This window comes from Oscillibacter valericigenes (genome assembly GCF_021531435.1).
Taxonomy (GTDB): Bacteria; Bacillota; Clostridia; order Oscillospirales; family Oscillospiraceae; genus Oscillibacter; species Oscillibacter valericigenes_B.
The window spans coordinates 98,806-119,070 of the sequence record NZ_JAFBIS010000005.1 but is presented as its reverse complement, the minus strand read 5'-3'; the positions used below and the strand labels follow the sequence as shown (position 1 = coordinate 119,070).

Annotated in this window: 25 protein-coding genes; 16 read left to right on the top strand and 9 right to left on the bottom strand. The window is 60.5% G+C overall.

Going from position 1 to position 20,265, the window contains the following annotated elements; translation table 11 throughout:
• Nucleotides 1-37: 37 nt before the first annotated feature.
• Nucleotides 38-211: a hypothetical protein gene (locus JQM68_RS04565; protein ID WP_235221755.1), complete on the bottom strand. Its 174-nt coding sequence runs from the start codon at nucleotides 209-211 to the stop codon at nucleotides 38-40.
• Between the two features lie 192 nt (nucleotides 212-403).
• Between JQM68_RS04565 and JQM68_RS04560 the strand changes: the two genes are divergently transcribed.
• The 10 genes from JQM68_RS04560 to JQM68_RS04515 all read left to right on the top strand — a co-directional run bounded on the left by JQM68_RS04560 (nucleotide 404) and on the right by JQM68_RS04515 (nucleotide 8,019).
• On the top strand, nucleotides 404-682 hold the full coding sequence (locus JQM68_RS04560) for a helix-turn-helix transcriptional regulator (RefSeq protein WP_235221753.1): 279 nt from the start codon (nucleotides 404-406) through the stop codon (nucleotides 680-682).
• Nucleotides 683-812: 130 nt separating this feature from the next.
• Nucleotides 813-2,096, top strand: coding sequence for a dihydroorotase (locus JQM68_RS04555; protein ID WP_235221752.1), 1,284 nt, complete (start codon nucleotides 813-815; stop codon nucleotides 2,094-2,096).
• Nucleotides 2,093-2,830 (top strand): dihydroorotate dehydrogenase electron transfer subunit, encoded by a 738-nt coding sequence (locus JQM68_RS04550; RefSeq protein WP_235221750.1) that lies wholly within the window; start codon nucleotides 2,093-2,095, stop codon nucleotides 2,828-2,830. The genes JQM68_RS04555 and JQM68_RS04550 overlap by 4 nt, the downstream gene beginning before the upstream one ends.
• Nucleotides 2,824-3,741, top strand: coding sequence for a dihydroorotate dehydrogenase (locus JQM68_RS04545; protein ID WP_235221749.1), 918 nt, complete (start codon nucleotides 2,824-2,826; stop codon nucleotides 3,739-3,741). The genes JQM68_RS04550 and JQM68_RS04545 overlap by 7 nt, the downstream gene beginning before the upstream one ends.
• Nucleotides 3,734-4,435 (top strand): orotidine-5'-phosphate decarboxylase, encoded by a 702-nt coding sequence (gene pyrF, locus JQM68_RS04540; RefSeq protein WP_235221748.1) that lies wholly within the window; start codon nucleotides 3,734-3,736, stop codon nucleotides 4,433-4,435. The genes JQM68_RS04545 and pyrF overlap by 8 nt, the downstream gene beginning before the upstream one ends.
• Nucleotides 4,436-4,459: 24 nt before the next feature.
• On the top strand, nucleotides 4,460-5,095 hold the full coding sequence (gene pyrE / locus JQM68_RS04535; protein WP_328283718.1) for an orotate phosphoribosyltransferase: 636 nt from the start codon (nucleotides 4,460-4,462) through the stop codon (nucleotides 5,093-5,095).
• A 14-nt stretch (nucleotides 5,096-5,109) separates the two neighbouring features.
• A complete protein-coding gene (pyrB, locus tag JQM68_RS04530) occupies nucleotides 5,110-6,030 on the top strand; it encodes an aspartate carbamoyltransferase (protein WP_235221747.1) in 921 nt (306 codons plus the stop codon).
• An 18-nt stretch (nucleotides 6,031-6,048) separates the two neighbouring features.
• Nucleotides 6,049-6,474 carry an aspartate carbamoyltransferase regulatory subunit gene (locus JQM68_RS04525; protein ID WP_235221745.1) on the top strand — a complete coding sequence of 142 codons (426 nt, stop codon included), beginning with the start codon at nucleotides 6,049-6,051 and terminating at the stop codon, nucleotides 6,472-6,474.
• Between the two features lie 53 nt (nucleotides 6,475-6,527).
• Complete coding sequence (locus JQM68_RS04520; RefSeq protein WP_235221743.1) at nucleotides 6,528-7,424, top strand: DMT family transporter; 897 nt, start codon at nucleotides 6,528-6,530, stop codon at nucleotides 7,422-7,424.
• 208 nt (nucleotides 7,425-7,632) lie between these two features.
• Nucleotides 7,633-8,019 (top strand): RNHCP domain-containing protein, encoded by a 387-nt coding sequence (locus JQM68_RS04515; RefSeq protein WP_235221742.1) that lies wholly within the window; start codon nucleotides 7,633-7,635, stop codon nucleotides 8,017-8,019.
• Between the two features lie 40 nt (nucleotides 8,020-8,059).
• Here JQM68_RS04515 and JQM68_RS13735 read toward each other — a convergent pair whose 3' ends face one another.
• The 4 genes from JQM68_RS13735 to JQM68_RS04500 form a co-directional block, all read right to left on the bottom strand.
• Nucleotides 8,060-8,182 carry a hypothetical protein gene (locus tag JQM68_RS13735; protein WP_268821411.1) on the bottom strand — a complete coding sequence of 41 codons (123 nt, stop codon included), beginning with the start codon at nucleotides 8,180-8,182 and terminating at the stop codon, nucleotides 8,060-8,062.
• A 105-nt stretch (nucleotides 8,183-8,287) separates the two neighbouring features.
• Nucleotides 8,288-9,157, bottom strand: a complete 870-nt coding sequence (locus tag JQM68_RS04510; protein WP_235221741.1) for a radical SAM protein — start codon at nucleotides 9,155-9,157, stop codon at nucleotides 8,288-8,290.
• Nucleotides 9,154-10,428, bottom strand: coding sequence for an aminotransferase class I/II-fold pyridoxal phosphate-dependent enzyme (locus JQM68_RS04505; protein WP_235221740.1), 1,275 nt, complete (start codon nucleotides 10,426-10,428; stop codon nucleotides 9,154-9,156). The genes JQM68_RS04510 and JQM68_RS04505 overlap by 4 nt, the downstream gene beginning before the upstream one ends.
• Before the next feature lie 156 nt (nucleotides 10,429-10,584).
• On the bottom strand, nucleotides 10,585-10,920 hold the full coding sequence (locus tag JQM68_RS04500; RefSeq protein WP_235221739.1) for a hypothetical protein: 336 nt from the start codon (nucleotides 10,918-10,920) through the stop codon (nucleotides 10,585-10,587).
• 196 nt (nucleotides 10,921-11,116) lie between these two features.
• Here JQM68_RS04500 and JQM68_RS04495 point away from each other — a divergent pair, with 196 nt between their 5' ends.
• From JQM68_RS04495 to JQM68_RS04485, 3 genes are all read left to right on the top strand, one after another.
• Complete coding sequence (locus JQM68_RS04495; protein ID WP_235221738.1) at nucleotides 11,117-12,469, top strand: MATE family efflux transporter; 1,353 nt, start codon at nucleotides 11,117-11,119, stop codon at nucleotides 12,467-12,469.
• 238 nt (nucleotides 12,470-12,707) lie between these two features.
• The gene (locus JQM68_RS04490; RefSeq protein ID WP_235221737.1) at nucleotides 12,708-13,736 is read left to right on the top strand and encodes an inorganic phosphate transporter; all 1,029 of its coding nucleotides are present in this window, start codon (nucleotides 12,708-12,710) and stop codon (nucleotides 13,734-13,736) included.
• Between the two features lie 19 nt (nucleotides 13,737-13,755).
• Entirely contained in the window at nucleotides 13,756-14,355 is a 600-nt protein-coding gene (locus JQM68_RS04485) for a DUF47 domain-containing protein (protein ID WP_235221736.1), read from the top strand.
• A 149-nt stretch (nucleotides 14,356-14,504) separates the two neighbouring features.
• Here JQM68_RS04485 and JQM68_RS04480 read toward each other — a convergent pair whose 3' ends face one another.
• From JQM68_RS04480 to JQM68_RS04465, 4 genes are all read right to left on the bottom strand, one after another.
• On the bottom strand, nucleotides 14,505-14,915 hold the full coding sequence (locus JQM68_RS04480) for a hypothetical protein (protein ID WP_235221735.1): 411 nt from the start codon (nucleotides 14,913-14,915) through the stop codon (nucleotides 14,505-14,507).
• A gap of 90 nt (nucleotides 14,916-15,005) precedes the next feature.
• Nucleotides 15,006-15,890 carry a PfkB family carbohydrate kinase gene (locus tag JQM68_RS04475; RefSeq protein ID WP_235221734.1) on the bottom strand — a complete coding sequence of 295 codons (885 nt, stop codon included), beginning with the start codon at nucleotides 15,888-15,890 and terminating at the stop codon, nucleotides 15,006-15,008.
• On the bottom strand, nucleotides 15,887-16,615 hold the full coding sequence (locus tag JQM68_RS04470; protein ID WP_235221732.1) for a PHP domain-containing protein: 729 nt from the start codon (nucleotides 16,613-16,615) through the stop codon (nucleotides 15,887-15,889). Before JQM68_RS04470 ends, JQM68_RS04475 begins: the two co-directional genes overlap by 4 nt.
• Nucleotides 16,616-16,671: 56 nt before the next feature.
• Nucleotides 16,672-17,676 (bottom strand): LacI family DNA-binding transcriptional regulator, encoded by a 1,005-nt coding sequence (locus tag JQM68_RS04465; protein ID WP_235221731.1) that lies wholly within the window; start codon nucleotides 17,674-17,676, stop codon nucleotides 16,672-16,674.
• Between the two features lie 288 nt (nucleotides 17,677-17,964).
• On the opposite strand from JQM68_RS04465, the gene JQM68_RS04460 reads away from it, so the two are divergent.
• Genes JQM68_RS04460 through JQM68_RS04450 form a run of 3 tightly spaced genes read left to right on the top strand, consistent with a single transcriptional unit; the run spans nucleotide 17,965 to nucleotide 20,234 of the window.
• The gene (locus tag JQM68_RS04460; RefSeq protein WP_235221730.1) at nucleotides 17,965-18,720 is read left to right on the top strand and encodes an HAD family hydrolase; all 756 of its coding nucleotides are present in this window, start codon (nucleotides 17,965-17,967) and stop codon (nucleotides 18,718-18,720) included.
• A gap of 42 nt (nucleotides 18,721-18,762) precedes the next feature.
• The gene (locus tag JQM68_RS04455; protein WP_235221729.1) at nucleotides 18,763-19,497 is read left to right on the top strand and encodes an HAD family hydrolase; all 735 of its coding nucleotides are present in this window, start codon (nucleotides 18,763-18,765) and stop codon (nucleotides 19,495-19,497) included.
• 5 nt (nucleotides 19,498-19,502) lie between these two features.
• Entirely contained in the window at nucleotides 19,503-20,234 is a 732-nt protein-coding gene (locus JQM68_RS04450; RefSeq protein ID WP_235221728.1) for an HAD family hydrolase, read from the top strand.
• Nucleotides 20,235-20,265 lie beyond the last annotated feature (31 nt).

Genomic DNA, 20,265 nt, shown 5'->3' with positions numbered 1-20,265 from the left:
AAAGCGGCGCGGGTTTTTCCCCGCGCCGCACAGCATTTCATTTGTTTTCCTGATACTTCTCCGCCTGGTCCTTTGCCCGGTCCAGTAATCGCGTCAGCAGTGCCCTGGCAGATTCCACCTTGCCCGCGTCGATCAGGTCGATGGCATCCTCCAGCGGACCGCACAGCATCAAAAATTGCAGTCTTTTCTCCCGCGCTGCCTTGTCGTCCACGAGAATCCCCCCCCTGTCTTTGCGAACCAATTTATCAAAATTCACGCGCAGATATTGTCGAAACAGAGGGGATGGTTCCAGTTTTCCCCTCGTTTTAAGAAAGTCCATTATTACAATACTTTAGTATTTATTGAAAGTCAATCTGAATTTTACAATTGTATTGTAATATCGGTCTCAAGGGAGGGTATCTCCATGCTGCACGAACAGATCCGCCGCCTGCGGACGGCCCGGGGCATCACACAGGTCGAATTGGCCCACCGCCTGGGCGTCTCCAAGCAGAGCGTCTCCAATTGGGAAAGCAACAATATCCAGCCCTCCATTGAACTTTTGGAGAAGATCGCGGACCTGTTCGGCGTCACGACGGACTGTCTGCTGGGCCGGGAGCCTCTGCGGACACTGGATGTATCCGGTCTGACGCCGCAGCAGATCGCCCACTTACAGCTGCTGGCGGAGGACCTGCGCGGAGGCTGAGCCGCCCCGAAAAGCAGCAGGATATCCTTCCCTTTTTTATGTCTTTTGACAGTGAAAATCCGTTGACATCCCCTTCCGTTTCCGATAAAATGATTAGTCGAATAATGGAAATGAAGAAAGGAGATGCCCCATGCGTTTGCTGCTGACCGGCGGAACCGTTTTTTTGAACGGCGGATTTCAGAATATGGACCTCGCCATTGACCAGGGCCGTATTGTTTCTTCCTCCCTTCCCACGGAAGGCTTTTCCGTCATTGAATTGCATAATCATTTGATCGTTCCAGGTTTCGTCGATGTCCACGTTCATCTTCGGGAGCCTGGTTTTTCTTATAAGGAGACGATTTTCTCCGGCACCTCTGCCGCCGCCGCCGGCGGCTACACCGCCGTCTGCTCCATGCCCAACCTGAAGCCCGTCCCCGACGACGGGGCGAATCTGCAGGTGCAGCTGGACCTCATTCGGAAAAACGCCAGGGTCCATGTGTATCCCTACGGCGCCATCACCCGGGGCGAAAAGGGCGAGGAACTGGCGGACCTGGCGGCGATGGCCTCCGAAGTGGCGGGCTTCTCCGACGACGGGCGGGGTGTCCAGTCCCGGGAGATGATGCGCTCCGCCATGCTGCTGGCCAAATCGCTGGACAAGCCCATCGTGGCCCATAGCGAGGATGAATCCCTGCTGACAAAGGGCTGGGCCATCCACGACGGGGAATTTGCCCGGCGGAATGGTTTCCCCGGCAACGACCCTGCCAGCGAGTGGAAGCAGGTGGAGCGGGACATCCAGCTGGTGCGGGAGACGGGCTGTCGGTATCATGTTTGCCATATCTCCACCAAGGAGACCGTAGCTCTCATCCGGGCCGCGAAAGCCGAGGGATTGCCCGTGACCTGCGAGACCGGGCCCCACTATCTGGTGCTCACCGACGAGGATCTGCTGGACGAGGGACGGTTCAAAATGAATCCTCCCATCCGCTCCGCCGCCGACCGGGACGCCCTCATCGAGGGCCTGCTGGACGGCACCGTGGACTGCATCGCCACCGACCACGCTCCCCACAGCGCCGAGGAAAAAGCCAAGGGCCTGCGGGGCAGTCTCAACGGCATCGTGGGGCTGGAGACCGCCTTCCCCATTCTGTACACGAATCTGGTGGAGACTGGCATCGTGCCGCTCACGACCATTCTGAACGCCCTGTGCGTCAATCCCCGGAAGATTTTCGGCCTGCCCGGTGGCTCCCTGGAAGAAGGGCAGCCCGCTGACCTGACGGTGCTGGACCTGAACCGTCCCCACGTCATCGACAGCAGCACCTTCCGCTCCCTGGGCCGGGCCACCCCCTTTGACGGCTGGGGCGTGTCCGCCGCTGTCGCCATGACCGTCTGCGGCGGGGAGATCGTCTACCATGACCTGAATACCCAGGAGGACGCCTTATGAAAAAGTCTCTCTTTACCCTAGAACACGCCCGGCAGCTGACGGAGGACACCTATGAGCTGGTGCTCTCCGGCGACACCTCCGCCATCACCGCGCCGGGTCAATTCGTGAATATTGAGCTGCCCGGCAAGTTCCTGCGGCGCCCCATCTCCATCTGCAACTGGACAGAGGACGCGCTCATGCTGCTGGTGAAGGTCGTGGGCGAGGGCACAAAGGAGCTGGTGCGCTGCGTGCCCGGCACGGAGCTGGACGTGCTCTCCGGACTGGGCAACGGCTTTGACATGAGCCTGGCCGGGGAACACCCGGTTCTGGCGGGCGGCGGCATCGGAATCGCCCCGCTGTACGGCCTTGCCCAGCGGATGCTGGAGCGGGGACAGAATCCCACCGTAGCCCTGGGCTTTCGCACCGGGAAGGACGCCTTCTATCTGGAGGAGTTCGCCGCCCTGGGCTGCCGGCTGCTCATCGCCACCGAGGACGGCTCCTTAGGCGTGAAGGGTTTTGTCACCGACTGCATCAAGGCTGTGCCGGAATGCGACTACGTGCTCTCCTGCGGCCCGCTGCCTATGCTGAAAGCCGTCCATTCCCTGCCCCAACTCAAGGATGGACAGTTCAGCTTCGAGGCCCGGATGGGCTGCGGCTTCGGCGCCTGCATGGGCTGCACCGTGCCCACCAGGGACGGATACAAGCGGGTCTGCAAGGACGGCCCCATCCTGTATAAGGAGGAGATCGTATGGTAAACCTGACCGTGAATTTGGCGGGCGTGGAGCTGAAAAATCCCATCATTCCTGCCTCCGGCACCTTCGGCTACGGCCGGGAGTACGCCGAATTATACGACCTGAACATCCTGGGCAGCTTCTCCTGGAAGGGCACCACCGGCCAGGCCCGGCTGGGCAATCCCCAGCCCCGCATCGCGGAGATGACCGGAGGAATGCTGAACGCCGTGGGTCTCCAGAATCCCGGTATTGACGCCGTGATTGCAAAGGAAGTACCCAACATCGCGAAGATTTTCCAGGGGCCCGTCATCGCCAACGTGGGCGGGTTTTCCCTGGAGGAGTACGCGGAGAACTGCCGCAAATTGAATGACGTAGAGCAGGTCAAGCTCCTGGAAGTGAACATCTCCTGTCCCAACGTCCACGCCGGGGGCAAGAACTTCGGCTGTGACCCCAAGGCTGCCGCCGAGGTGACAAAAGCGGTGAAGGCCGTCACGGACAAGCCTGTTTTTATGAAGCTGACGCCCAACGTCACGGACATCGCGGAGATCGCGAAAGCCTGCGAGGACGCGGGGGCTGACGGCGTGTGCCTCATCAACACATTGCTTGGCATGCGCATTGACCTGAAGTCCCGCAAGCCCGTCATTGCCAACCGCACCGGCGGTGTTTCCGGCCCCGCCGTGTTCCCCATCGCCCTGCGGATGGTGTGGGATGTGTACGCGGCGGTAAATATCCCCATCATCGGCTGCGGCGGCGTTTCCTCCGCCGAGGACGCTGCGGAAATGATGCTGGCGGGCGCTGCCGCTGTGGAAGTGGGCGCCGCCAACCTGAAAGACCCCTACGCCTGCAAGGCCATTGTGGAAAACCTGCCCGCCGTGTGTGAGCGGATGGGCGTGACTGATATTTCTGAACTGACAGGAGGAGCACATCATGGCTAAAGACGTTATCATTGCCCTGGATTTCCCCACCCGTGAGGAGACCCTGGCCTTTTTGGACCGGTTCCCCGCTGGCGAAAAGCCCTTTGTGAAGATCGGTATGGAGCTGTTCTACGCCGAAGGCCCCCAGATCGTCCGGGACATCAAGGCCCGGGGCCACAAGATTTTCCTGGATTTGAAGCTCCACGACATCCCCAACACCGTGAAGCGGGCCATGAGCGTCCTCTCCCGGCTGGACGTGGACATGGTGAACCTCCACGCCGCCGGCGCTTCCGAGATGATGAAGGGCGCCCTGGAGGGCCTGACCCGGCCTGACGGCACCCGGCCTATTCTCATTGCCGTCACCCAGCTGACCTCCACCGACGCCGCCGCGCTGAAAAACGAGCTGCTCATCGACGTGCCCATGGCGGAGACCGTCATGTCCTACGCCAAGAACGCCGCCGACTGCGGTCTGGACGGCGTGGTGTGCTCTCCCCTGGAGGCCGCTCTCGTCAAGGAGAAGTGCGGCGAGAATTTCGTCACCGTCACCCCCGGTATCCGCTTCGCCGACAGCGCCGTAGGCGACCAGAAGCGCATTATGACCCCCGAAAAGGCGGGCAAGTCCGGCTGCGACTACATCGTGGTGGGCCGTCCCATCACCCAGGCGGAGGACCCCGTGGCCGCCTACCGCCGGGCCGTCAAGGATTTCTTAGGTTAACAATTTCTGAGGAGGATTTACGATATGAGTTTGGAGAAAACCATCGCCCATGACCTGCTGAGCATCGGCGCCGTGTTCCTGCGGCCCGACGAGCCCTTTACCTGGGCCAGCGGCATCAAGAGCCCCATCTACTGCGACAACCGCCTGACCCTGACGGCCCCCGCCGTCCGCACCCATGTGGAGGAGGGCCTGGTGGACCTCATCTGCAAGCACTATCCCACCGTGGAGGTCCTGATGGGCACCTCCACCGCCGGCATCGCCCACGCCGCCATCTGCGGCCACCTCATGGGCCTGCCCATGGGCTACGTCCGCTCCGGCAACAAGGACCACGGCCGCCAGAACCGCATCGAGGGCAAGCTGGAAAAAGGGCAGAAGGTCGTTGTCGTGGAGGACCTGATCTCCACCGGCGGCAGCTGCATTGAGGTGGTGGAGGCCCTGCGGGAGGCCGGCGCCGAGGTGTTGGGCATCGTGTCCATCTTCACCTACGGATTGCAGAAGGGCCTGGACCGCATGGCCGCCGCCAATGTGGTCAATTACAGCCTCTCCAACTTCGACGCCGTGTGTGAAGTGGCCGCCGAGGAGGGGAAGATCAGACCTGAGGACATTGCCCGCCTGAAAAAATTCCGGGCCAATCCCTCTGACGAATCCTGGATCGGCTGAGAGGAGGAACCAAGATGCCCAGAAATCTCATTGATATTGTTGACCTGTCCGTGGAGGAGATCGACGAACTGATCGCCACCGCTGAGGACATTATCGAAAACCCCGCCAAGTATCAGGACGCCTGCGCCCACAAGCAGCTGGCAACGCTGTTTTTTGAGCCCTCCACCCGCACCCGCCTCTCCTTCGAGTCCGCCATGCTGTCGCTGGGCGGCAGCGTGCTGGGCTTCTCCTCCGCCAACTCCAGCTCCACCGCCAAGGGCGAGACCGTGGGCGACACCATCCACACCGTCAGCTGCTACGCCGACATCATCGCCATGCGCCACCCCAAGGAGGGCGCACCCCTCGCCGCCGCCCAGGTAGCCGAGGTGCCCATCATCAACGCCGGCGACGGCGGCCACAACCATCCCACCCAGACCCTGACGGACCTGCTGACCATCCACCGGGAAAAGGGCCGCCTGGACAACTTCACCATCGGCTTCTGCGGCGACCTGAAATTCGGCCGCACTGTCCACTCCCTGGTGAACGCCCTGAGCCGGTACAGCAACATCAACTTCGTTCTCATCTCTCCCACCGAGCTAAAGCTGCCCCGCTATGTGAAGGAGGAGGCCCTGAAAAAGAAGGGCATCCCCTACACCCAGACCACCGATCTGGAGTCTGTCATCCCCCAGCTGGACATTCTGTACATGACCCGCGTCCAGAAGGAGCGGTTCTTCAACGAGGAGGACTACCTGCGGCTGAAGGACAGCTACATCCTGACCCCGGAAAAGCTGGTAAACGCCAAGGCCGACCTCTCCATCCTCCATCCCCTGCCCCGTGTCAATGAGATCGCCGTGGCGGTGGACAAGGACCCCCGGGCCGCCTACTGGCGCCAGGTCAAGAACGGCAAGTTCATCCGCATGGCCCTCATCATGAAGCTGCTGGGCGTTGAAATCTAAGGGGAGGTATCTGCATCTATGAATATCGACAGCATCCAAAACGGCGTGGTCCTGGACCACATTCAGGCCGGCAAGAGCATGGACATCTACAGGTACCTCCATCTGGACGAGCTGGACTGCCAGGTGGCCATCATCAAGAATGCCCGCAGTGAGCACATGGGGAAAAAGGACATCATCAAGATCGACTATCCCCTGGATCTGGATCTGGATGTGCTGGGCTACATCGACTCCAACATCACCGTCAACATCATCCGGGACGGCAAGCGGGTGGAAAAGAAGCACCTGGAGCTGCCCCAGAAGCTGGTGAATGTCATCCACTGCAAGAACCCCCGCTGCATCACCGTGGCAGAATCCCAGCTGGACGCCATCTTCCTGCTGAGCGACCCGGCGAAGCACACCTACCGCTGCGCCTACTGCGAGACCGCTATCGACAAGAAATTCTGAGATAACCGGCCCGGGGCCTTGCTCCGGGCCGGACGCCTTTTAAGGACAAACATATGCAAGAGAAAAATCCCCACGCTCTCCGGGGCGTGGCCTGTGCCGCCCTGGGCGGCGTGTGCTGGGGCTTTTCCGGCACCTGCGGACAATACTTGTTTTCCCGGTTCGAGGTCAGCTCCCTATGGCTGACCTGTGTGCGGCTCCTGGCGGGCGGCATCCTGCTGACGGTACCGGCTGTGCTGCGGCACCGGGACAGCGTGCTGGGTATCCTCCGCAATCCAAAGGACCTGCTGCGGCTCATCTGCTACGGCATCTTCGGATTGCTGCTGTGCCAGTACGCCTACATGACCGCCATCTCGTGGTCCAACGCCGCCACCACCACGGTGCTGCAGAACCTGGGGCTGCTCATCGTCATGGGCTATACCTGCCTCCGGGTCCGCCGCCTGCCCTCCCGTCGGGAGGGAGCGGCGCTGGTGCTGGCCCTGGCGGGCGTATATCTGCTGGCTACCGGCGGCGACCCCGGCCACATGGCGCTCTCTCCCAGGGGACTGTTCTGGGGGCTGGCCGCCGCCGTAGCTGTGGCACTGTACACCCTGCTGCCCCAATCCCTGCTCTCCCGCTGGGACCGGGACGCCGTCATCGGTCCCAGCATGCTCATCGGCGGCGTCTTTTTGAATCTGACGGCCAGGAGCTGGACCTTTTCCGTCAGCCTGTCCCTCCAGGGCTGGCTGGCAGTGGGGGCCGTCGTCCTGCTTGGCACCGCCGCGGCTTTTTCCCTTATCATGCAGGGCATCCTGGACATCGGCCCCGCCAGGGCGTCCATGCTGGCCTCCACAGAGCCTGTCTCCGCCACGGTATTTTCCGCCCTGTGGCTGGGGACCACCTTTTCCGTGACAGACCTCATTGGCTTCGCCGCCATTACCGCCACCGTGTTTCTGCTGGCAAAATCCGAGTAGAGTCGTCCATATGGAGCGGATGACTACTCTTGACAGGAGCATCTGCCCCATTTATACTGAAATCGGCCTCAACAGGCATATTTAAAAAAGGAGAACTGCTGTTTGACACTGTACCGTACCTCGGAGCTTGCGGACTGACCGGGAGGTCTGTTCCGTAACGCCACGACCTCCCGGAAGCTGAAAAAACAACTTTCGAGGAGGAATTCCCTTGCATCACGATCCCAAACGGAAAAAGCCCGACTACCGCACCGAACCCTGCGATGATGTGTTCACCTGCCGTGTCTGCGGCTGGCCCGTTGGCCCCGAGGGAGCCGGGAGCCACCACCGCAACCACTGTCCCAATTGCCTTGCCAGCGTCCATCTGGACGACGAGCCCGGGGACCGGTCCGCTCAGTGCGGCGGCACCATGGAGCCGGTGGCGGTGTGGGTGCGCAAAGGCGGCGAATGGGCCGTCATCCACCGCTGCAAGGTCTGCGGCGTGCTCCACTCTAACCGGGTGGCCGCCGACGACAATCCGGCGCTGCTCATGAGCCTGGCGGTGAAGCCTCTGGCGGAGCCCCCCTTCCCCCTGAGCCGTCTGAAAGACCTGCTGTAAAAAAAGATCCCGGCTGACGGTTGTCAGCCGGGATCCTTTTTTACAGGCGATGCGCAGCCTGATATAGCCCCGCTGTCCCCGTGTAGTCCCGGAACAGGCGGTAGGAGTACCAGGGGGAGTACATCGACACCCGCGCCCGGACCGCCGGGGTCTGTTCCTTCATCCCGTCATCTTCTTGCGCGCCTATCCCGCCGAAGACAGGGCATGCTTGACTCGATGTTTTTGGCTATATAAAAATGGACGCCTCCCCGGCGTCCATTTTTCATTGTTACAGGCCCCGCCATTCCTCAGGCCGCAGACGGCTCAAGTCGTGCTCCGCGGCGTCAATGGTGCGGAGCATGGCCTCCTTGTCCTGGTTCAGCGTGCCTTTCAGCACCAGGTAGTTGCTGGCGTGGTTCATGCGGAACACACTGCCGGGGCTGTCTAGGTTCTCCACAAGGAGGCGGGTCTCCCGCAGTACCTGGGGCTGGGTCAGCAGCCGGAAATCTCCGTCCCGCACCCAGTCGTACAGCGGCGTGCCCGGCTCCACCATCAGCGTCAGCATCCCGATGTACTCCGGATTCATGGCGTTGAAGGCCTTGGCCGTCTCGATGGCATGCTGCTCCAGCAATTCCGGGCCGCCAAGTCCGGTGATGGCGGTGACGGACAAGGCGATACCGTTCCGGCGGACCTTCTGGCCCATCTCGATGATCTCCGCCGACATGTGGCCCTTCCGCATCAGCTTCAAAACCTCGTCGCAGCCGGATTCCAGGCCCATGTAGACCATGGTCAGGCCCTTGGCCCGGAGGGTTCGCAGCTCCTCGTCCGTGCGGATGCGGATGCTGGCCGGAGATGCGTAGCTGGTGACCCGCTCACACTCCGGGAACAGCTCCCGGATGGTGTCGAGGATAGTGTACAGCTCCGACGCCTTGCGCACCAGGGCGTCACCGTCCGCCAGGAACACCTTGTCCACATGGCGGTAGGTCCGGCGGGCGATGCGGAAGTCCTCCAGCACCTCGTCCAGGGGCCGCAGGGCAAACCGCTTTTCCTTATACATGCTGCAGAAGGCGCAGGTATTGTGGCTGCATCCGTAAGTCACCTGGACGATGAGGCTGTACGCCTCGGAGGGGGGGCGGTAGACGGCTCCGTAGTATCTCATACGCCCAGCTTCTCCAGAGCGGCCATTTTCAGGCAGGTGCAGAACACGGCAATGGCCTGCTCCAGCTCCTCAACGGGAGGCAGAGACGGGGCAATGCGGATGTTGCTGTCCTGCGGGTCCTTGCCGTAGGGGAAGGTGGCGCCGGCGTTCGTCATGGTGACGCCTGCCTCCTTGCACAACGCCAGGGTCCGCTTGGCGGTGCCGGGCATGGCGTTCAGAGAGACGAAATACCCGCCCTTGGGCCGCCGCCAGGTGGCGATGTCCAGCGGTGCGATCTCCTTGTCCAGGGTATCCACCACGGCCCGGAACTTGGGGCCCATGATGGCGGCGTGCTTCTTCATCAGCTCCAGGGTGTGGGCCTTGTCCTTCAGGTACAGAACGTGGCGCTGCTGGTTCACCTTGTCGAAGCTGATGACCTGAACGGTCAGCAGCTTTTCCATGTACTTCATGTTGGCCTCGGAGCAGGCGAAGCAGGCCACGCCCGCGCCGGGCAGCGTCACCTTGGAGGTGGAGGCAAACTCGAAGACCATATCGGGATGGCCCGCCTCCTCGCACATGCTGAGGATGTCCGGGAACTCCACGTAATCGCCCTCAAACTCGTGGATGCAGTAGGCGTTGTCCCACATGACGAGGAAGTCGGGGGCGGCGGGGTTCAGGGCCGCCATGCGGCGGACGGTCTCATCGGAGTAGATGATACCGTCGGGGTTGGAATACTTGGGTACGCACCAGATGCCCTTGACGGCGGGGTCCTTGACGGCCTCCTCCACGGCGTCCATGTCGGGGCCGTTGTCGGTCATGGGGATGGTGATCAGCTCAAAGCCGAAGGACTCGGTGATCTTGAAGTGGCGGTCATAGCCGGGGGCAGGGCACAGCCACTTCACCTTTTCTTCCCGGCACCAGGGCCGCTCACTGCGGAGCAGGCCGTGGGTATAAGCCTTAGAGATGGTGTCGTACATGAGCTGGAGGCTGGCGTTGCCGCCAACGAACACCTGCTCCGGCTTGCAGCCCAAAATCTCGGCAAACAGGCGCTTGGCGGCGGGGATGCCGCTCATCTCACCGTAGTTGCGGACGTCGATGCCGTCGGAGACATAGTCCTCCGGCTTCTGCATCAGGCCGAAAATATCGCTCACCAGGTCCAGCTGCGCCTTGCCGGGCTTGCCCCGGGCCATATTCAGGCTCAGCCCCTGAGCTTTCAGAGCCTCAAATTCTTTCAGCAGGCGGGCATACTCCGCCTTGCGCACCTCGGCGGTCATCTGGGGATACGCGGTCATAACGATCTTCCTTTCCGTTGGTTTTTTCGGAACATTTTCAACCACCAGTATACCCCATTCGTCCAGTCCCTTTCAAGGCCCAATTCCCCGTTAAAATCGCCCAAAAAGTTCCGCATCCGCCGGAATATTCCGGCGGATGCAGTCAATTTCTTCAGCTCAGTCTCCGCATCTTGCGCATTTGCCGCCGGCGCAGGCGATGGTCGGGTCATCGCAGTCCGTGGTCACGCCGAAGCGGACGGGCACCGAGACGCAGACCTTCTGTGTAATGGTCAGCGTGCAGCTGATCCCTCCGTCGTTGGTCACGCAGTCCACATCCGGCGCGCCCTGGCAGGCTACGCTGATGCTCCCTACCACAGCGGTAGGCGTCAGCGTCACCGGAGCGGTGACTTCCACGCACTGAGAGGCGGTCTTGCTGCAGCTGTTGATGGGGCAGGCGTCCTCCGGCTGGTAGGGCAGGATGGGCTCATGCTCATAGGCCTCATTGATATGCAAAACGATCCCCCGTTTCCTGGATATTGTACCCGACAGCACGGGTACGGTATATCCTATGTTCCGGGGGGTGCCTTTGTCAGTGGTAGCGGTGCGCCGCCGGGGCAGCAGTTTTCTTTTTCGGAAAAGCCATTTTCTTTTTTCTCAAAACCGTGTTATAATATCGCTCAGAGAACGAAAACGTTTGAGGTTTAGTGATATGGACGAAAAACAAGAGAAAAAATTTCATAAAATGACCGAAGAACCGGTGGGAAGCCTGATCTGCCAGCTGGCTCTGCCCTGCATCATCAGTATGCTGGTCACCGCTTTTTACAACATGGCGGACACCTTTTTCGTGGGGAGGCTGGACAGTGACGCCGCCACCGGTGCCGTGGGCGTGGTCTTTTCCCTGATGGCCGTCATCCAGGCCATCGGCTTCTTCTTCGGCCACGGCAGCGGCAACTTCATCTCCCGGGAGCTGGGAAAGCAGAATTTTGAGGACGCCTCCAACATGGCGGCCACCGGCTTCTTCTCCGCCCTGGGGACCGGCCTTGTCATCTGCATTCTGGGCCAGATCTTCCTGGAGCCGCTGGCCTATCTGCTGGGCTCCACGGAGACCATCCTGCCCTACGCCAAAGATTATATGCGCATCATCCTCATCGGCGCGCCGTGGATGACTGCCTCTCTGGTGCTGAACAACCAGCTGCGGTTCCAGGGCAGCGCCGCCTACGGCATGGTGGGCATCACCAGCGGCGCCGTGCTGAATATCGCGCTGGACCCCCTGCTGATCTTCGGTCTGAACATGGGCGTGGCCGGCGCAGCGCTGGCCACCATCATCAGCCAGTTCGTCAGCTTCTGCTTGCTGCTGGTAGGCTGCGGCAAGGGCGGCAACCTCCACATCCACATCTCCCGGGTACAGCTGAAATGGCCCTACTACCAGCAGATCATTCGGGGCGGCCTGCCCTCCCTGGCCCGGCAGGGGCTGGCCTCCGTCGCCACCATCTGCCTGAATCTGGCGGCCAAGCCCTACGGCGACGCCGCCATCGCCGCCATGGGCGTAGTGCAGCGCATCATGATGTTTGGTGCCTCCGCGATGATCGGCTTTGGCCAGGGTTTCCAGCCGGTGTGCGGCTTCAACTACGGTGCCAAGCTCTATGACCGGGTGAAGAAGGGCTTCTGGTTCTGCGTGAAAAGCTCCACCACCTTTCTCTTTGCCGTCGGCGTCCTGGGCTTCATTTTCGCGCCCCAGTTGGTGGCCCTGTTCCGGGACAGCCCGGAGGTGGTTGCCATCGGTGCCACGGCCCTGCGGTTCCAGTGCGTCACCTTTTGCTTCCACGGCTGGGTGGTCATGAGCAATATGATGCTCCAGACCATCGGCCGTACCGCCCCAGCCACCTTTCTGGCCATGGCCCGGCAGGGCGTCTTCTTCATTCCCCTGGTGTGGCTCCTGTCGCATCTCCTGGGTCTGACCGGCATCCAGATGGCCCAGATGGTCTCCGATGCCCTGACCCTGGCCTGTGCCATTCCCATCCAGATCAAAGTGCTGCGGGAGCTGTCCGCGCCGTCCGCATGAGCAGCCGCCCCCTCCACGGGGCGGTTTTACATACATTTTACGCAAACGTTTAATGTTTTTTTCGTGAAAGCGCCCAGCTTTTTTATAAATACTTGTTCTAAACGTCGAACTTTTCTTTGCCTACTTGACTTTAGTTGGAGTTTATCCCATAATATACTCACCTCAAGGGAAGAAACCCGGGGGTTTTTCTTTCCGATTTTTTCGGAAACGTTTGCGTTATTTCGCGATTTTAGAAGGGATGTGTGAACTTCCTATGGCACCCTCCTTCTGGATATTGACCGCGTTGGTCTTTGTATTCACCTATGTGAACGGCTTTCACGACGGGTGCAACGTCGTCGCCACCCTGATCGCCAGCCGTGCAATGAAACCGCATCCGGCACTGGCCTGGGCCGCCGTCGTGGAGGTTCTCTCCCCCTTTGCGATCCTGGTGGTGGGCTCCAGTGTTTCCGATACCATCAAGAAGCTGGTCGGCGAAGCCTATTATACCGACCCAAGCGTGCGCAGCACGGCGCTCGCTTTCATTACGGCGGGGATCCTGGCCGCGATCCTGTGGAACGTAACGACCTGGCGTTTCGGGATCCCCGCCTCCTCTTCCCACGCGCTGATCGGCGGCGTGGTGGGAGCCGGCATGGCGGCCTTCGGCACCGGGGCCATCTCCTGGGGCTACTTCTGGGGCCGCGTGGTGCTGATGATCTTTCTGACTCCCGCCATCAGCTTTGTGGTCGGCTTCCTGATCCTGAAACTTCTCCTGCGGCTGACACGGCACGCAAGTGTGGGCGTCAACAAGTTCTTTACATACGCCCAATGGCTGAACATGACCTTTCTGGCCTTCAACCATTCCTTCAATGATTCCCAGAAGTCCATCGGCATCGTGATGATCCTGCTGGGCATCTACGGCGGCAGTATCAATTCCATTCCCGTGTGGGCCATCGCCTGCGCCGCTCTGTGCCTGTCCTGCGGCATCGCCTTCGGCGGCTTCAAGATCATCAAGACCGTGGGCACCGGCATTTACAAGGTGCAGCCCATCCACTCCTTCGCCTCCCAGCTCACCGCCGGCGCGGTGATCCTGTCCGCCTCCCTGCTTGGCGCTCCCGTATCCGCCAGCCAGATCGTGTCCTCCTCCATTATGGGCGTGGGCTCCGCCGAGCGGTACAAGGCCGTCCACTGGAACGTGGCCGGAAAGATTTTGACGTCCTGGTTCATCACCATTCCCATCGCCGGTGTGCTGGGTGCCATCCTCTATTTCGTATTTTCCATGATTTTCTGACAGCGAGGTGCGTTTCACCATGTTCAAACGGAAAGAAAGTCTCAATTTTTACGCGCTTTTGATCCAGCAGGCCCAAGTCATCCGCGACGCGGTGGAAGCCTTGTGCGCCTTCTGTGAAGACCCCACCCAGGAAAAGGGTGATTTCGTCAAGGTCAAGGAGAAGGAGGCAGACGCCATCCGCCGGGAACTGGTGGATGACATCAACCGCACCTTCATCACCCCCATCGACCGGGATGACCTGTACCGGCTCTCCACCTCCATCGACGATCTGGCGGACTACGCCTGGACCACGGTGAAGGAGATCCGCATCTATGACATCACGCCCGACGCGCACCTGCTGACCATGGCCCGGACCCTGCTGAAAATGGCGGACGGCCTGCTGGTATGCACGCAGAAACTGGAAAAGGACCACGCCGGTGTAGCTGCCGAGGCCACCAAGGTCAAGAAGCTGGAAAACACTCTGAACGTGCAGTTCCACCAGTCCATCGCGGCACTGTTCGAGGAAGACGATATTAAGAAGATCCTGAAATACCGGGAGATCTACAACCATATGAACCACGCCGCGGACAAGGGCGACTTCAGCGCCGACATCCTGCTGGACATCGTGGTCAAGCTCTGATTTTGTTTCCCCGCACGCATTGTTTTGTAATGATGCGTTTCTGTTTCTCCTTTCCTTCTATGGCAAAGGGCCCGCGCTTTGGCAGAGGCGCGGGCCCTTTGCCGTTTAAAACCATAAAAGTGCCTGCCCAGAGAGCAGGCACTTTTGATTCATTTTTCAAGTATGGCCAAAAGTGCTTCCATCAGCTTTTCGCCGCCCCGGATGGGATAGCCGCCCTTTTCGGCGCTGGAATAAATCACGAAACAGGGCTTTCCGCCATTACCGCCGTCATTGAGGACAATATGCAGAGGACGGCGGCCATCGCCTCCGGTCAGACAGAGGGAACCATAGCCGCCCCATGGGACCCGGCGGGGCACCGCGCCGCGCTGATAGGTGCGGAGCAGGGCTTCAATTTCCTCCCGTTCCGCTCTGGAACTGTCATCATGGAAATGAATCGTTTCCCCCTGGTATTCAACATAATCCAGCTGATAGCTGCTCCCCACCAGCGGGTGCGGAATGACACACCAGACTACCGTCAGGGCAGCCAGAGCAGCGATGCCGATGATGACTTTCTTTTTCACAGCCTGCCCCCCTTTTTTACAATGTTATCATATCCCTTAATAAAAGCCAACAGGCGCCGCTTTCGGGCGCCTGCTGGCTATGTATGGGTCTTAGTAGAACGCTTTCATGTAGGCGTCCAGGTCCTCCCGGGTGCCCATGTAGGGGCCGGGGGTCTCCATTTTCAGGGAGACCAGCGCCGTGGCGGTCTTGAGAGCGGTGGGGATGTCCTGGGTCAAACGCTCGGTGATGTAGCTGGCGAAGGTGGTATCGCCCCGGCCGGTACGTCCGGACAGGTTCCGGGCCTTGATGGGGCAGGTGTAGATGTCCTTGCCATCGTAGACCAGCACCTCGGTGTTATGGGTGATGAGGACCTCTTTGGCGCCCCAGTCGTACAGCATCTTGGCGGCGGCCACCCGGTCATCGGTGCCGGTCAGGATCTCCGCCTCGGCAGCGTCGGTCTTGAGGAAGCGGATGTAGGGCAGCATCTCGCGCTTGGCGGCCCAGTCGTGGTACACCATGCCGCCGTTCTCGGCCCAGCGCAGCATGGTCTGCACATCCACGGCTACCATGGCGCCCCGGGACACAGCGTAGGGGATCATCTCGTCAGGAATGTCTCCGCCCACCAGTCCCGCCAGGTGCCAGATCTTGGCGTCGATCTCCTCCGGGACCTCAGAGGGCTTGTAGGGGTCGATGACGCTATCCACCGTGGAGGTGCGGCGTTCCCGGTCAGGGGTGTGGTAGACGTTCTTGGTGACGAAGGAATGGGTGCTGTGGATGGGGAACACGGTGATGTTGGGGGCTTTGGCGAAAACGTCCTTCAAATCCACCTTGGCGGTGTCCGCCTTGGGCAGCACGGCGATCTTGTGGCCGATGTTGGCGGCGGCGAAGCCGGAATAGTACACCGCGCCGCCGATGGCCTGGATGGTGGTGCCGTCATAATCCACGTTGGTATCTTCCGCGATCTCGCCGATGATGAGGGATTCAAACTGGCTCATTTGTTGTTCTCCTTTCGCATTTCCGCGTCGGCCGCCAGAATATCCGGGAACTCCGGGCACCAAAGCTGGAACTGCATCGTTTCGATCATATGCTTATAGGCACGGGAATCCTTGACGCGTTCGGGGAGGATGACGCCCGCGCGGGCCTCGTCGCCGTCCCGGTGGGTGTCGGAGCCGGCCAGTCGGAAATACTCGGGGTGGCGGCGGCACATGGCCAGCGCCTTGTCGTTGTTGTTCTCATGGCGGGGGTTGTCATTGATGATCTCCGCGCCGTGGATGGCGGTCTCCTGCACCGGGGCGCTGCCCGCACGGAAGGGGTGGGCGTGGATGATGAGCACCTCGTTATGGAACTTGTCGTAAAACTCCTGGGCGCTCATGCAGCAGGCGTAGGGATTGGAGCGGAGCCACTGCTCGTCGATGCCATAGACCAGGTAGTCGTTGTCATTCTCCGGGAAACGGAACTCGGCGCCCAGCATCACGTCCAGGCCCACCTCGTCGCCCCGCTTCTTGGAGGCGTGATAGCCGGAGAGGTAGTGGTCCATCACCATGTCCCAGTTGTGCTGGGTGTCGATGCGAGAGAGGTACTCGGGGTGGAGGTGATCCGTGACCACCAGGCCGGAAAAGCCGTTGCGCACATAGCGATCCACCACATCCGCGGCAAACAGGTGACCGCACTTGCTGGTCTCCGCCGTATGGGTGTGGGGATCATACAGGTAACCGTTCATTTCTCTTCTCCTCTTTCGGGAACCCGGCCCTTTGCCGGGCATCCCGTGATTTCAATTTAATCCAGTTCTTTGCAGGTCCCACGCTTGATGAGGGTGGGAAGCAAAATCTGGTGGACATACCCCTGGGTGCCGTTTTCGATCTTGTCCCGCAGCATGTCCACCGCCTGGACCGCCATGTCCCGCTTGGGCTGCTCAATGGTGGTCAGGTCGATGCGGGGCAGACCCGTGGCCGTGATATTGTCGAAACCGATCAGACTCAGACGGCCGGGGATGTCGATATGCAGCTCATCCGCCGCCTTCAGGATACCAAGAGCGTTGGAGTCCGTGGAGGCAAAGATGGCGGTGTAATCTATCGGCTTGGAAAACAGCTCCCTGGCCATCTCATAGCCGTTGGCAATGGAGGAACGGGAAAACTCGCTGTTCACAAAGCGCTGCTGAAGCCCCAGCTCCTGGCAGGCCTTCATATACCCCTCGGCGCGGAGCTGGTGGGTGGTGGTATGACGGCGGCCAAAGTACAAAATGTCCCGGTGGCCCAGCTCATACAGGTACTTGGTGCCGATATAGGTGCCCCGGCTGTTGTCCGCGGCCACGTAGCTCTGAGGCTGGTCCCGGAGGTTCTCGCTGAGGAACACCGTGGGCACCTGGTCGGTGTAAGCCCGGATGTTCTCGTAAGTCTTGGGGCTCTGGGGGACAATGAGGATCCCGTCCACCTGACGGCCCAGCAGCAGCTTGACCACCGTCTTTTCCTGTTTCAGGTCAGGGCCGGAGTTGCACAGCATGATATTGTAGCCATGGGACCGGGCGCTCATCTCCGCGTAATAGGCCAGCTCGGACATGAACTGGTTGTCAATGGAGGGCACCACCAGGCCGATCAGGTCCGTCTTTTTCATCACCATGGAACGGGCCACATAGTTCGTGGTATAGCCCATCTCGTCACAGAGCTTGATGATGCGTTCCCGGGTGTCACTTCCGATCTGGGGGCTTCCCGACAGGGCGCGGGAAACGGTGGCATAGGAGACGCCCGCTGCCTTAGCGACATCTTTCAAAGTCACGCTTTTCACTAATATCGTCCCCTCTGCACAGCGGAAAATCGCAAACGTTTCCGCTTTATTTTAGGCAGCCATGGGCGAAACTCTCCCCTTGGCTGCATAATAGAAGCATATATGATTTTCCCGGCAATGTCAATAACAATCTGGATTTTTCCCATGTTTGGGCAGAAAAACGAAAATCCCGCTCACTCTTTGGCATTTGTCATATTGACAAAGCCGCCCCGCTTATTTAGAATAAAACCAGCGAAAAGTCGCAAACGTTTACAATCGTTTTACATCACAGAACAGGAGAGGATGCCTATGATCCGTGCGGTCCTTTTTGACGTGGGCGGCACGCTGCACGAAGTCCATCATTCCCCGGAGCTGGAGACTTCCTTTTGCCAGCGGCTGCTGGATCTGCTCTCCGCCCACGGCATCGCCCTTCCCATCACAGCCGCGGAGCTGGCGCCCCGGCTGCATGAGAACGCTGAAGGCTACAAGCACTGGTCGGAGCAGTCCCGCCTGGAGCTGCCCGGCGCGAAAATCTGGAGCGAATACTATTTAAAGGAGTTCCATCTCAGCGAGGAGCTTCTCTCTCCCATGGCGGAGGAGCTGTCCTGGATGTATGACGCCGTCCGGGTGGAAAACGTCCCCCGTCCCCACATGCGGGAGACCATCCGCACCCTTCACGACGAGGGACTGAAAATTGGCATCATCAGCAACATCATCTCCGCCACCTTCGTTCCCCGGCTCCTGGAGGACTACGGCATCGCGGACATGATGAGCTGCGTCATCATGTCCTCCACCGCCGGCGTCCGCAAGCCTGACGCCGCCATCTTTGAAAAAGCCGCCGCGGAGTGCGGCGTGCCCTGCGGCGAGATGGCCTACGTGGGCGACACCCTCTCCCGGGACGTGCTGGGCTGCCGGAACGCTGGCGTGGCCCTCTCCATCCAGATCAGCAATCCCTCCATGGCCCACCGGGACACTGCCTTCATCGGCACCGGCCTGGCGCCGGATGTGCTGATCCACGACCTGGCGGAGATCCCCGGCATCGTCCACGCCTTCAACAAGCGATAAATCATTTCACATACATTTCTATTTTATAAGGAGGAACCTCATATGACTCCCGACATTCAGACCATCTTCTTCGACGTTGGCAATACCCTGCGTATCGTGGTGCCCGATCAGGAATTCATCGACAAGGCCGAGGCCGGTCTGATGGAGCTGATCCAGACCAAGGAATCCCACGACGAGCTGTTTGAAAAGCTGGAGGCCCGCTGGAAGGTCTACCGCAAGCTGTCCAAGGACACCCTGCTGGACGTCTCCGAGGGCGAGCTGTGGACCCAGTTCATGCTGCCTGATTACGAGCCCAACATGGTCTACGCCAACGCGCCCAAGCTGACCCGCCTGTGGCGCGACCATGACGGCCGCCGCGTGGCCCGTCCCGACGCCGTGGCTACCCTGAAGGAGCTGCAGGCCCGGGGCTACACCCTGGGCATTATCGCCAACACCGTCACCGAGACCGAAATTCCTGACTGGATGGCCGCCGACGGCGTGGCCCAGTGCTTCAAGACCACCATCCTGTCCTCCAAGGTGCGGCTGCGCAAGCCCGACCCCGCCATCTATCACCTGGCCTGCCGCTGCATCGGCACTCCCGAGGCCAACTGCGCCTACGTGGGCGACAACCCGGTCCGCGATGTGGAGGGCACCCAGGCCGCCGGTTTCGGCATGATGATCCGCATCGACGAGCCCGACACCCTGAACAAGGAAAAGGCCACCGGCAAGGAGTTCATCCCCGATCACGTCATCACGAAGCTGGGCGACCTGCTGGACATCTTCCCTGCCCGTGGGTGAGCGAAATGGCCCTGTCTGATATTCAAACCATCTTTTTCGACATCGGCAGCACCCTGCGGGTGACGGACAAGGATCCCGCGTTTATCGCGGAGGGACGCTGGAAGCTGGCGGCACTGGCCAGGAGCGACGAGGACCCGGAGGTCTTTTACAAAAAGCTGAAGGACCGTTATGACGTCTACCGGGAAGCCTCCAAGGTCGCCCTGCTGGACTATCCCGAAATTGAGCTCTGGCAGCAGATCATGCTGCCGGATGTGGACGGCGAATATGTGGCCGCCCACGCCCAGGAATTCACCACCCTCTGGCGGGACGGCACCAACGGCAAGCGCCTGACCCGGTTCGACACCGTGGACACCGTCAGGGAGCTCTACCGCCGGGGCTATAAGCTGGGCATCATCGCCAACACCATCACCGAGGCGGAGATCACCGACTGGATGATCGAGGAGGGCATCTCCCACTGCTTCACCACCACCATTCTCTCCTCCAAGGTGCGGCTGCGCAAGCCCGACCCCGCCATCTACCACCTGGCCTGCCGCTGCTGCGGCACCCCGGAGGCGGGCTGCGCCTACATCGGCGACAACCCCGACCGGGATGTGGAGGGCACCCGGGCGGCAGGCTTCGGCTGCATGATCCTCATTGACGACCCCAAAAAGGGCCGGACGGAGAAAATGCGGGCGGCCTGCGATCACCTCATTGAAAATCTCAGCGATCTGCTGGACCTCTTCCCCGCCCGCGTCTGAGCGGCAATCAAAATACAGGAGGTTTCTACCC

Excerpts from the sequence above, each read along its gene's own strand:
- JQM68_RS04460 (WP_235221730.1), top strand. The coding sequence starts at position 17,965 with ATGATCCGTGCGGTCCTTTTTGACGTGGGCGGCACGCTGCACGAAGTC.
- pyrB (WP_235221747.1), top strand. The coding sequence starts at position 5,110 with ATGCCCAGAAATCTCATTGATATTGTTGACCTGTCCGTGGAGGAGATC.
- pyrE (WP_328283718.1), top strand. The coding sequence starts at position 4,460 with ATGAGTTTGGAGAAAACCATCGCCCATGACCTGCTGAGCATCGGCGCC.
- JQM68_RS04495 (WP_235221738.1), top strand. The coding sequence starts at position 11,117 with ATGGACGAAAAACAAGAGAAAAAATTTCATAAAATGACCGAAGAACCG.
- JQM68_RS04560 (WP_235221753.1), top strand. The coding sequence starts at position 404 with ATGCTGCACGAACAGATCCGCCGCCTGCGGACGGCCCGGGGCATCACA.
- JQM68_RS04505 (WP_235221740.1), bottom strand. The coding sequence starts at position 10,428 with ATGACCGCGTATCCCCAGATGACCGCCGAGGTGCGCAAGGCGGAGTAT.
- JQM68_RS04490 (WP_235221737.1), top strand. The coding sequence starts at position 12,708 with ATGTGTGAACTTCCTATGGCACCCTCCTTCTGGATATTGACCGCGTTG.
- JQM68_RS04475 (WP_235221734.1), bottom strand. The coding sequence starts at position 15,890 with ATGAGCCAGTTTGAATCCCTCATCATCGGCGAGATCGCGGAAGATACC.
- JQM68_RS04510 (WP_235221741.1), bottom strand. The coding sequence starts at position 9,157 with ATGAGATACTACGGAGCCGTCTACCGCCCCCCCTCCGAGGCGTACAGC.
- JQM68_RS04455 (WP_235221729.1), top strand. The coding sequence starts at position 18,763 with ATGACTCCCGACATTCAGACCATCTTCTTCGACGTTGGCAATACCCTG.
- JQM68_RS04450 (WP_235221728.1), top strand. The coding sequence starts at position 19,503 with ATGGCCCTGTCTGATATTCAAACCATCTTTTTCGACATCGGCAGCACC.
- JQM68_RS04525 (WP_235221745.1), top strand. The coding sequence starts at position 6,049 with ATGAATATCGACAGCATCCAAAACGGCGTGGTCCTGGACCACATTCAG.
- JQM68_RS04545 (WP_235221749.1), top strand. The coding sequence starts at position 2,824 with ATGGTAAACCTGACCGTGAATTTGGCGGGCGTGGAGCTGAAAAATCCC.
- JQM68_RS04555 (WP_235221752.1), top strand. The coding sequence starts at position 813 with ATGCGTTTGCTGCTGACCGGCGGAACCGTTTTTTTGAACGGCGGATTT.
- JQM68_RS04520 (WP_235221743.1), top strand. The coding sequence starts at position 6,528 with ATGCAAGAGAAAAATCCCCACGCTCTCCGGGGCGTGGCCTGTGCCGCC.
- JQM68_RS13735 (WP_268821411.1), bottom strand. The coding sequence starts at position 8,182 with ATGAAGGAACAGACCCCGGCGGTCCGGGCGCGGGTGTCGATGTACTCC.
- pyrF (WP_235221748.1), top strand. The coding sequence starts at position 3,734 with ATGGCTAAAGACGTTATCATTGCCCTGGATTTCCCCACCCGTGAGGAG.
- JQM68_RS04550 (WP_235221750.1), top strand. The coding sequence starts at position 2,093 with ATGAAAAAGTCTCTCTTTACCCTAGAACACGCCCGGCAGCTGACGGAG.
- JQM68_RS04485 (WP_235221736.1), top strand. The coding sequence starts at position 13,756 with ATGTTCAAACGGAAAGAAAGTCTCAATTTTTACGCGCTTTTGATCCAG.
- JQM68_RS04470 (WP_235221732.1), bottom strand. The coding sequence starts at position 16,615 with ATGAACGGTTACCTGTATGATCCCCACACCCATACGGCGGAGACCAGC.